This is a genomic window from Peptoniphilus sp. (assembly GCF_050943655.1).
Taxonomy (GTDB): domain Bacteria; phylum Bacillota; class Clostridia; order Tissierellales; family Peptoniphilaceae; genus Peptoniphilus_A.
This window is the reverse complement of the sequence record NZ_JBMNPQ010000047.1, coordinates 1-11,172: the sequence shown is the minus strand read 5'-3', so window position 1 is coordinate 11,172 and position 11,172 is coordinate 1. Positions and strand designations below refer to the sequence as shown.

The 11,172-nt window shown below is 34.8% G+C and carries 9 protein-coding genes; 8 read left to right on the top strand and 1 reads right to left on the bottom strand.

The genetic code is table 11. The annotated features are described in order from the left end of the window. Nucleotides 1-90: 90 nt before the first annotated feature. Genes ACOX6R_RS05495 through ACOX6R_RS05485 form a run of 3 tightly spaced genes read left to right on the top strand, consistent with a single transcriptional unit; the run spans nt 91 to nt 4,048 of the window. On the top strand, nt 91-2,109 hold the full coding sequence (locus ACOX6R_RS05495; RefSeq protein ID WP_433448102.1) for an HlyD family efflux transporter periplasmic adaptor subunit: 2,019 nt from the start codon (nt 91-93) through the stop codon (nt 2,107-2,109). After that, entirely contained in the window at nt 2,102-2,782 is a 681-nt protein-coding gene (locus ACOX6R_RS05490; protein WP_433448100.1) for an ABC transporter ATP-binding protein, read from the top strand. Before ACOX6R_RS05495 ends, ACOX6R_RS05490 begins: the two co-directional genes overlap by 8 nt. Continuing rightward, a complete protein-coding gene (locus tag ACOX6R_RS05485) occupies nt 2,783-4,048 on the top strand; it encodes an ABC transporter permease (RefSeq protein WP_433448097.1) in 1,266 nt (421 codons plus the stop codon). Nucleotides 4,049-4,301: 253 nt separating this feature from the next. On the opposite strand, the gene ACOX6R_RS05480 is transcribed toward ACOX6R_RS05485, so the two are convergent. Continuing rightward, nucleotides 4,302-5,444 (bottom strand): tRNA(Met) cytidine acetate ligase, encoded by a 1,143-nt coding sequence (locus tag ACOX6R_RS05480; protein WP_433448095.1) that lies wholly within the window; start codon nt 5,442-5,444, stop codon nt 4,302-4,304. Nucleotides 5,445-5,549: 105 nt separating this feature from the next. On the opposite strand from ACOX6R_RS05480, the gene ACOX6R_RS05475 reads away from it, so the two are divergent. The 5 genes from ACOX6R_RS05475 to ACOX6R_RS05455 all read left to right on the top strand — a co-directional run bounded on the left by ACOX6R_RS05475 (nt 5,550) and on the right by ACOX6R_RS05455 (nt 10,937). Further along, nucleotides 5,550-6,746, top strand: a complete 1,197-nt coding sequence (locus ACOX6R_RS05475; RefSeq protein ID WP_433448093.1) for an acetate kinase — start codon at nt 5,550-5,552, stop codon at nt 6,744-6,746. A gap of 71 nt (nt 6,747-6,817) precedes the next feature. After that, complete coding sequence (locus ACOX6R_RS05470; RefSeq protein ID WP_433448091.1) at nt 6,818-7,357, top strand: YceD family protein; 540 nt, start codon at nt 6,818-6,820, stop codon at nt 7,355-7,357. Between the two features lie 2 nt (nt 7,358-7,359). Next, nucleotides 7,360-7,539 carry a 50S ribosomal protein L32 gene (rpmF, locus tag ACOX6R_RS05465; RefSeq protein ID WP_354368033.1) on the top strand — a complete coding sequence of 60 codons (180 nt, stop codon included), beginning with the start codon at nt 7,360-7,362 and terminating at the stop codon, nt 7,537-7,539. Nucleotides 7,540-7,853: 314 nt separating this feature from the next. Then, a complete protein-coding gene (locus tag ACOX6R_RS05460; RefSeq protein WP_433448089.1) occupies nt 7,854-9,494 on the top strand; it encodes a tryptophanase in 1,641 nt (546 codons plus the stop codon). A 96-nt stretch (nt 9,495-9,590) separates the two neighbouring features. Beyond that, nucleotides 9,591-10,937, top strand: a complete 1,347-nt coding sequence (locus ACOX6R_RS05455) for a sodium-dependent transporter (RefSeq protein ID WP_433448087.1) — start codon at nt 9,591-9,593, stop codon at nt 10,935-10,937. Nucleotides 10,938-11,172: the final 235 nt, after the last annotated feature.

The window sequence follows — 11,172 nt, the reverse complement described above, 5'->3', positions numbered from 1 at the left end:
TTAAGATTTTGTTAAGTTTGGGCATATTCTTAGAAACTTCGCGAATTTTAATATATAATTATAGTGACAAAAATTATAAAGGAGCGACCTATGGCAAAAATAAAAAGTTTTTTTCAAAATCATAAAAAATTATCAATTGTACTTATAGTGATTTTAGTTTTGTTAATTGCGAAATCAGTTTTTGCAATTTTCAACAAGAAGGATTATATAGAGGTCAGTCAAAGTCAGGTGGCAACGCTTAACCACAAGGACGTTGTCAATTCTGTAAATGAAACTGGGACTGTAGTAAGTTCTAACTCTGTAGATGTATATGCCGAAAATCAACTTCCAATTGACACAATAGATGTAAAAGTTGGGGACAAAGTAAATGAAGGCGACATAATTGGGACTCTTGTTTCCACAGACATTGAGCAACAAATTGCGGCAAAGGAAGAAGCAAATAGTGCACAAAGATCCAGTGTTTCTGCACAAGTTTCTGCTGCAAAAAATAGACTCTCTGAAGCTATAAAGGGAAAAGAAAGCGGAACTCACTCAGCTCTTCAAGGAGCAAACAATAACATTACAGTTGCCTTTGACCAATATAAACAGGCAAAGAAGACTTACGAAGATTATAAGAGAAGTATCGATGAGGGATATAATCCAGAACTAATTGCAGAAAAAGCTGAGAGAGAAAATCTTTCATACTTAGAAAAATCTGGTATGAAAAAGTATGACCAGTTAAACGAAAGTATCCACGAAGATCAAAGAGATATTAACGACAACAGAGAAAAGGAACGCTCACTTGATAGAGATGTATCGCGCACTGAGGCTAGGATAGATGATTTAAATGACGAGCTAACTGAGATTGGTATAGAAATTGTAGATTTAAATAATAAAATAGCTGATATAACTTCCCAGATGATGGATAAACCTACATCTGTTCCAAAAGGTAATGGCGATGGTTCTAGTAATAATACCAATACAAATGTAGTGGCAAATAGTTCAAATGCAAATAAAAATTTAAAAGATATGCAAGATAAAATTAAAGAATTGCGTGAACAAATTAATGACAAAACTCGTGAACAATCTGACATACAAAATGAAATAAAAAATCTATCTTCTGACCTTGCATCCTACCAAGCGGACAGAGAAAAATATCGCTCTGAAGCTGAAGCTTTAGAAAAAGCTATACCAGAAAAGGAAAAACAACTTGATGCAATGAAACTTGATGTTGAAAAAGCACAAGATGATTTGAGATCTGGAGCAGATAAGGAACTTAAAAATACAGAAACAAGAACCGACCAATTAAAGACATTAAAACAAAGTATGGATGCAGCTAAAGATAATTATGACGAGGCACTAAAGGCACTTGACTCTGCAAAAGCTGGAGTAGATAACGAAATCAAAACTTTGCAAGACGGAGTAAAGCAAGCAGAGACTGGTTATTCAGGAATTAGCAACAAGGAACTTCAGTTTTTAAAAGAATCTCTAGATAGAACTATAATGAAGGCACCAATTTCTGGTACAATTACAAAGACTTATGCAGAAGAGGGACAAATGCCGACAGGACCAGTTGCGACAATAGAAACTGTAGACACATTAAGAGTTGAGTCTCACATTAAAGAATACAATATTAACGATGTAAAAGTTGGAACAAAAGTTGTTTTGACATCAGATGCAATAGAGGGTGTGGAACTTACTGGAAAAGTTATATCAATAGATCCTGCACCAGAGAAAAATGAAAATGTTCAGTCTAAGGATGTATATTACAAGACTACTATAGAAATTGATGACGAACACAAGGATAAATTAGCACCGGGCATGAGCCTTAGAGTTAAATATATTCTTTCAGAAGAAAAGGACACTTATTCTGTGCCAACAGGAGCAATATTTGAAAGAGATAACAAAAATTATGTATTGAGCTTAGTAGATGCTGGATCTGAAAAATATAAAATAACTCTTACTGAAGTGACACCAGGTCTATCAAATGATTTTGAGACATCTATAAAGGGCAAAAAACTTAAAAAAGGAATGAAGGTTCTAACTTCATCTTCAGGATATGGAGAGGGACAACTTGTAAAAATAATAGAATCACCAAAAGCAGCAGAAGGTAATGAGCAAAATGGCTAAATTAATGGAAATGCGAGATATTAAAAAGTCCTTTAATATTGGCAAAGAAAATGAACTTGAAATCTTGCACGGAATCGACATGGATGTATATCCAGGTGAGTTTATCTCCATCGTTGGGCAATCGGGCTCAGGGAAAAGTACTCTTATGAATATAATTGGACTGTTGGATAGACAAACAAGTGGAGAGTACGAGCTAAATGGAGTTGATATCAAAACTTTAAAAGACGAAGAATTATCTGCTTATAGGAGCAAAAAAATCGGGTTTGTGTTTCAAAATTTCAATTTAATACCTCGTTCAAATGCACAAAAAAATGTTGAACTGCCAATGCTCTATGCAAAAGTTCCAAAAAACGAAAGAATAGAGAGGGCAAAGAAATTGCTTAAGGCAGTCGATATGGGAGATAGGATGGATCACCGTCCTAACGAACTATCTGGTGGTCAAAAGCAGAGAGTTGCAATTGCAAGGGCAATGGCAAATGATCCAGATATAATACTTGCAGACGAGCCCACAGGTGCTCTCGATACAAAGACGGGCGACCAAGTGATGGAGCTTTTCCACAAATTAAATGAAGAAGAGGGCCGCACAATTATTATGATAACCCACAATGTTGAGCTTGCAAAAGAGGCCTCTAGAATTTTTGAGATGTCTGATGGAAGACTAAAGGAGGTTTAAATGGATTTAATCGAAACATTAAAACTTTCTATAGAAGGTATTAGAACTAACAAACTGAGATCTTTTTTGACAATGCTTGGGATAATCATAGGTATTTCTTCTGTAATTGGTATTACGACTATAGGTCATGCCATGTCAGCATCTGTAAACAAGGCTTTTGAGACAATAGGAAACACTGCAGCCTATGTAGTTGTTCAGCCTAAAGAAGGTTACAGCTACGAGGATATACAGTATCCCGATGATTTAATCACAAAGGACATGATGGAGGATGTGGCAAGTGCAAAGCCAGATCTCATAAAGAACATTGTGTATGAGGGACCAAGGGGATCTGCTGATGTTAAAGAAGCAAAAAAAGAAATTACTGTAAACATCCAGTCCACTTCGCCAGGAACTTTGGATATTGAAAATTTAAATGTGACTGCAGGTAGATTCTTAAACGATGAGGACATCAAGAGGGCAAAGAGTGTGGCAGTAATTTCTAATAAAGTCGTTGATAAAATATTTGACGGCGATGTATCAAGGGCTCTTGGACAAGAGATTAAGACTTATAAAGACGGAAGACTCTTAGTTCTTACAGTAGTTGGTGTATATGAATATGAAAAAATTGAAGTTGCCATGTTTGGAGATATATCAGGGGACACAACTACACTCTATATGCCTTATACAACTGCATTTAGGGAGCTCGATTCTGAAATGGGAGAAGATGAGACCTTTAACTTTGTCAGCTTCTCGCTAATGAATACTGAAAATGCTGAAGCAAATACTAAGGAAATTTCAGATTATTTAAACGATAAATATTTTGCCAACAATAACAGGGTAAAGGTTGATGTTCAATCTGCAATATCACAGATTAATCAAATGACAAGTGCCATGAGCGGAGTGCAGACTGCTGTTGTTGCAATAGCTGGAATTGCGCTACTCGTTGGTGGAATTGGAGTTATGAATATACTTCTTGTTTCGGTTACTGAAAGGACAAGGGAGATTGGAATTAGAAAGGCCCTTGGGGCGACGAGACGAGATATTAGAAAGCAATTTATAATAGAGTCGGTTATACTTTGTATAATCGGTGGAATTCTTGGAATAATTTTGGGTTCAATTGTTGGAATTGTGGGCGCGAAGGTCATAATGCATGAGAGCACACTGCCGACACTTTCTTCTATTATAATAGCTGTTGGATTTTCTATGGCGATTGGCGTATTCTTTGGATACTATCCGGCGAATAAAGCTGCAAAACTAGATCCTATAGAAGCACTTAGATATGAATAATTAAAATAAGACTTGGGGTAATGCTACCTCAAGTCTTAAGTTCGTATACAAAGCTCAAAAAATCTTATCTCATTACAGAAATTGGAAAGCTCATACTCTGAGAGATCTGAAAATCACAAACTCACTTCGTTCAAACAGTGTGATTTTTATGCGTTTGCTTCAAGTTGAACTTTCTACAATTTCTTCCATAGGATAAGATTTTTTTAGAGCTTTTCTACTTTTCAAGCAGTTTTAGACTTGGGGTTATATTACCTTAAGTCTTTTTATATATTTTGTGAGTAAAGTCTAAATTCATTTTTCCGCTTCTTAGATTATATAAATTTGTCGCAAGGATTTCTCTATCTAGCATTTCTTTTTGAACACCAGTTGATGAGTCGTAATATTTTTTAAAGGAGCCTATGATATTTTTATTTTTTGAGCTTCTTAATATCTCTGCACCACGCTCGTCTAGGGCGAGGACTCTGATGTAGGGGTACTCGAATGAATTTTTGATTAATTCTTTATTTAAATCAAGAAGCATTGATATTAAAAGTCTTTTAATTCTCGAGCGGCTGTGTCTTTTGGAGTGAGTTTTTTCTACAAAGTCGTAAATATTTTTTGAACCTAGATTGTTAAAGAGCCTATTTTCTAGCCCCACTTCGTAGTCGTAGTATTTATTAAAGTCTAGATTTCTATTAATTAAAATATATTTTAAAACGTCAAAATAGTCATCTAACTCGTGAACTTCTCCAAAGTCATATGAAGGGACGAATTTTTTATAGTTTTCTCCATCTAAAATTAATTTTCTAATAAGAGATGCTGAAGCAAATTCATTTATAAATTCAAAGCTGTCGTGATTTACATTTTTTCTCTTGATTGAATGGGCTGTTATGTCAGAATTAAAGTCATTAATTGCCCTCATGTATTCCATTGCCAAAATATTATTTGGCAATTTTAAAATATTTTTTTCATCGCTACTTAAAAAGTCCATGGCCATTTCGCGTGCGACAATGTAGGAATGTCCGTCTTTTAAATTTTTTAAAATGGACTCATCTTTTAAATTGTCATCAATTTTTTTATTTATATTAGATAGTTCATCTACTGGATTTTCGCTTCCAAAGTAGAGTCTATCTATTGTGCCGAAAGAATTTAAAATATTTAAAGCGCCCTTTGAAAAAATTTCTGCATTAGATGCTGAATATATCACTGGATTTTCTATTACAAGGCTCGCTCCATTATCAACTGCAACCTTTGCACGAGTAAATTTATCAATAATTGCAGGCTCACCGCGCTGCACGAAGCTTGTCGACATAATGATTACTAAATAATCTGAATATGAATTTTTTATTTTTTCAATTTGATATTTGTGCCCGTTGTGAAAAGGGTTATACTCTGCAATAATTGAGGCTATTTTCATAATATAATTCTCCCATTTATTGACTAAAAAGCCGCCTTGTTATAATATATTTGTTATAGGATATTATACTATAAATAAGAACTTTTTAAAATCTGAGGAGGAAACATGAAGATATTAGTAATAAACTGCGGATCGTCTTCTTTGAAATATCAATTAATTGATATGGAAAACGAAGACGTATTAGCAAAAGGATTAGTAGAAAGAATTGGAATTGAAGGTTCTAGAATCAAACACGAAACAACAGGAAAAGATAAAAAAGTAATCGAAACTCCTATGCAAGATCACAAAAAAGCTCTAGAACTTGTAATGGATTCACTTACAAACGAAGAATACGGCGCAATTTCTTCACTAGACGAAATCGGAGCAGTTGGACACAGAGTAGTTCACGGTGGAGAAGAATTTGCAGATTCTGTAGTAATTGATGACAAAGTGCTAAAAGCAATTGAGGACAATGTAGAGATAGCACCTCTTCACAACCCACCAAACATTATGGGAATCAAAGCTTGTGAAAAACTTCTTCCAAATGTAAAACAAGTTGCAGTTTTTGACACAGCTTTCCACCAAACTATGCCAGAAAAGAGCTATATCTATGCACTTCCTTACGAATATTATGAAAAATATAAAGTAAGAAGATACGGCTTCCACGGAACAAGCCACAAATATATCACAAATAGAGCAGCAGAATTATTAGGTAAAGACGTTAACGAAGTTAACCTAATTACTTGCCACTTGGGAAACGGCTCAAGTATCTGTGCAGTTGAAAATGGTAAATCAAAAGACACTTCAATGGGCTTTACTCCACTTGAAGGACTTGCAATGGGAACAAGATCAGGTGACCTTGATCCAGCAATTCTTCCATTCATTATGGAAAAAGAAAATCTTGATCCAGAAGAAATGAACAATGTACTAAACAAAAAATCTGGTGTACTTGGAATTTCTGGACTATCAAGTGACTTTAGAGACCTAGAAGCAGCTGCAGAAGAAGGAAATAATAGAGCTAAGCTTGCACTTGATATCTTCGAAAAAAGAGTTCGTGGATATATTGGAAGCTATATGACTGAGCTTCCTAGTGTTGATGCAATCATCTTTACAGCTGGTGTTGGTGAGAACTCAGTTGAAATGAGAGAATCAATTTGCGAAGATCTAAAGATCTTAGGAATTGAAATTGACAAAGAAAAAAATAATGTTAGAGGAGAAGAAAGAATTATCTCTTCAGACAATTCAAAAATAAAAGTTCTTGTAATTCCTACTAACGAAGAATTAATGATAGCAAGAGATACAAAAGAATTAGTAGAAAAATAATTGCGTCAAACTATTGACAAATAGCGTAACTTACAGTTATAATGATGTGTATGTATTTTTGAGGTGAGAATATGAGATTAGATTTAAGTAGATTTTTATCCTCCGACATAGAAAGATATGATTTCGAAGGAGAACTTGCTCTAAATGATACAAATCTGGATATTGATGATCTCAGAATAATTTTTCCCATCAAATACAATGGTTCAATTTACGATTTAACTGGAGAACTTGTTTTAGAATTAAACATTTCTTATGATTTTATTGCAAATTGTGACAGATGTTTAGTAGAATTTAAGAATCACAGGGAAGCAAATTATAAGGCTTATAATTTTAAAGATTCAAGTTTTTATGATGAAGATTCTATAGATGAGTATTTCGAAGTTGTAAATGATTCTATAGATCTTTCAGAAATAATTATCTCTTTAGTAGTTACATCTCTTCCAGGCAAAAATCTTTGCAAAGAAGATTGCAAGGGACTTTGCCCAGTGTGCGGAAAAAACCTAAACGAGGGAGAATGCGACTGCGAAGTGGAAGAAGAAACTGAAGTCGAAGAGAAAGTTGACCCTAGATTTGAAAAATTATTGGATTTATTTAAAGATGAGGAGGTGTAGAAATGGCTGTACCTAAAGGTAAAACTTCAAAACAAAGAAAAAATAAGAGAAGAGCATCTTCTTATAGATTAAATAAAGCTACAGTTGTAGAATGTCCAAACTGCCACGAAATGAAATTACCTCACAGAGTGTGCCCAGAGTGCGGATATTACGATGGTAAACAAGTGATAGAAGTAGAATAATAAATTAGTGAGACTTAGGTCTCACTTTTTTATTACCTAATTGTAGGAGATTATTTTTTAATTATTAAAATTTTTCATCATAAATTTAAAAATACATTTTTTACAACTTGTCAAATTTGTCTATGGGGAACAATTTTAAATTGACTTTTACTTATCTAATTAGTATAATAAAGTAGACGGAAGGAGCAAAGGATTTCCTAGAAAACCTTGCTCTCTTTATAGTTAGTACTGTCCGCTAGTCGCTTTCAATATGGGAATTGCAAGCGATAACCGGGGTATCTCAAATAAAAAAGCGAAGCTTTGGAGGTAATAGTATGACTAAACAATATTCTTTGAACGTTCCCACACCAACTCATTTTACTTTTGCAGTAAGAGACTTACCTAATGTAACAGTTGAACAAAGAGAAAGAGCTTTAAAAGCTACTCACTACAACGAATTTGCATTTCCATCTGGAATGCTAACTGTTGATATGCTTTCTGACTCAGGTACTACTGCAATGACAAATACTCAATGGGCAGCACTATTCTATGGTGATGAAGCCTATGGTAGAAACACTGGATACTATGTATTGCTTGACACATTCCGTGACATATTCGAACGTGGCGGAGAAAAAAACTGGAAGAAAATAATTGATCTTGTGCGCACTGATTGTCGTGATGTTGAAAAAATGATGGACGAAGTATATCTTTGTGAATACGAAGGTGGTCTATTCAACGGTGGAGCAGCACAAATGGAAAGACCAAATGCATTTATAATTCAACAAGGACGTGCAGCAGAATCTGTACTTATGGAAATTGTTAAAAATATTTTACAAGAGCGTCACCCTGGTAAAGTATTTACAATCCCTTCTAATGGTCACTTTGACACAACTGAAGGTAATATAAAACAAATGGGTTCTATTCCTAGAAACCTATACAACAAAGAACTTCTTTATGAAATTCCTGAAGGTGGAAAATATGACAAAAATCCATTCAAAGGAAATATGGACATAGAAAAACTAGAAGAACTTATCACTAAACTTGGACCTGAAAATGTTCCTCTAGTATTTACAACAATTACTAATAACACTATTTGTGGACAACCAGTTTCTATGGAAAACTTAAGAGAAATCAATAGAGTTGCTCACAAATATGATATACCACTAATCTTTGATGTTGCTAGATGGGCAGAAAATGCATACTTCATCAAGATGAACGAAGAAGGCTACGAAGACAAATCAATCGCAGAAATTGCAACAGAAATGTTCTCATATTGCGACGGATTCTGTATGTCAGCTAAAAAAGACGGCCACGCTAACATGGGTGGTATGCTTGCATTCCGTGACAAAGGTTTATTCTGGAAGAAATTCTCAGACTTCAACGAAGATGGAAGCATCAAGATGGATGTTGGAGTAAGACTTAAAGTTAAACAAATCTCTTGCTACGGCAACGACTCTTACGGTGGAATGAGTGGTAGAGATATTATGGCACTTGCAGTTGGTCTATACGAAAGTTGCGACTTCAACTACATGCACAACCGTGTAACTCAATGTGAATACCTAGCACAAGGTTTCTACAAAGCAGGAGTTAAGGGAGTTGTCCTTCCAGCAGGTGGACACGCTGTTTATATCAATATGGATGAATTCTTTGACCACAAGAGAGGTCACGAAACATTTGCCGGTGAAGGTTTCTCACTAGAACTTATTCGCCGCTATGGTATTCGTGTTGCTGAACTTGGAGACTACTCAATGGAATACGATCTAAAGACTCCAGAACAACAAGCAGAACTTGCAAATGTAGTTCGTTTTGCATTAGATAGAAGTAGACTTACAAAAGAACATCTTGACTATGTAATAGCAGCAGTTAAAGACTTATACGAAGATCGTGAAAATATTCCGAACATGAGAATCGTTTGGGGACACAATTTACCAATGCGTCACTTCCATGCATTCTTAGAGCCATATCCAAATAAATAATAAAATAGAGAATATTGACACATTAACGCATAAGGACAATTCATTTTTTCAAATTGTCCTTATGTTTAATACTTGAAATCACAATGGAGGAAAATTATGGCAGATAATCATAATATTAAAGAGCGTGATGGCTTTACTGGTAAATGGGGCTTTATCCTTGCTTGTATCGGTTCAGCTGTTGGAATGGGAAATATTTGGAGATTTCCAATTATGGTATCCCTATGGGGCGGTATGGATTTCTTAATACCTTACTTCCTTTGTGTGTTGTTAATTGGATCAACTGGTGTAGTTGAAGAATTTGCACTAGGTAGATCTACAGGAGCCGGCCCAATCGGTGCCTTTGGAACTTGTACAGAAGTTAAAACTGGCAATAGAAAAACTGGTGAGATGATTGGTATTATTCCAATTATTGGTTCACTTGCATTGGCAATTGGATATACCGTTGTAATGGGCTGGATATTTAAATATACTAAAATGTCTTTTAGCGGAGAGCTTATGGCAATGGGCCAAGACATGGACGTAATCGGAGGAACTTTTGGAGCTACAGCAACATCCAATGTTGTTTGGATAATTGTAGCAGTAGTGGTTTCATTTATAATAATGTCAATGGGCGTTTCAAAAGGTATTGAAAAGGCCAACAAAATTATGATGCCAATACTATTTTTCTTGTTTGTAGGACTTGCAATTTATATTGCAACACTACCTGGAGCACAAAATGGATATAAATATATTTTCAGCTTAGATGCATCAAGACTTAGCGATCCAATGCTTTGGATATTTGCTTTTGGACAAGCATTCTTCTCACTATCTGTTGCTGGACACGGTTCAGTAATTTATGGATCATATCTTCCTAAAGATGAAGACTTGCCAAGATCTGCATTTAACGTTGCATTTTTTGATACATTGGCAGCTCTTTTAGCAGCATTTGTAATTATTCCAGCAATGGCAGTTGGTGGAGCACCTCTTGAAGAAGGCGGACCTGGACTTATGTTTATATGGTTAGTAAACGTACTTAACGGTATGCCAGCAGGCAAAGTACTAGGAATTATTTTCTTTGTATGCGTACTTTTTGCTGGAGTAAGTTCAATAATAAATCTTTACGAAGCACCAGTTGCAACTTTGCAAGATAACCTAGGACTTAATCGTGTAATGTCTACAGGAATTATTCTTGCAATAGGTTGTGTTGTTGCAATTCTTATTCAAAAGATTACAGGAGAATGGATGGACTTTGTATCAATATACATCTGTCCACTAGGATCATTCTTAGCTGGAACAATGTTCTTCTGGGTAGCTGGACGAGACTTCGTAGAAGCAGCAGTAAACCAAGGTAGAAAAGATGGAAAACCAATTGGATCATATTTCTTCCCAGTTGGTAAATATGTATATGTTCCACTATGTATAGTAGCTCTTGTTGCAGGTGCAATACTTGGCGGAATTGGTTGATAAATAATTTTTAGACCCTCAAGTTAAGGCTTGAGGGATTTTTTTGTTTAAAACATCTATTTAGGTGTAAAATTTAAAAGATTTTTATAAAACCCATATCGCTATATTTATTAAAAATAATATAAAAGGAAGTGCAATAATAATTTTTGGATTTATTTTTCATAAAAAAGTGAAAAATATTAGCAAGTAGAAACATAAATGTCGTCAAAACTTTAAATAACTGCCAAAGGATTAA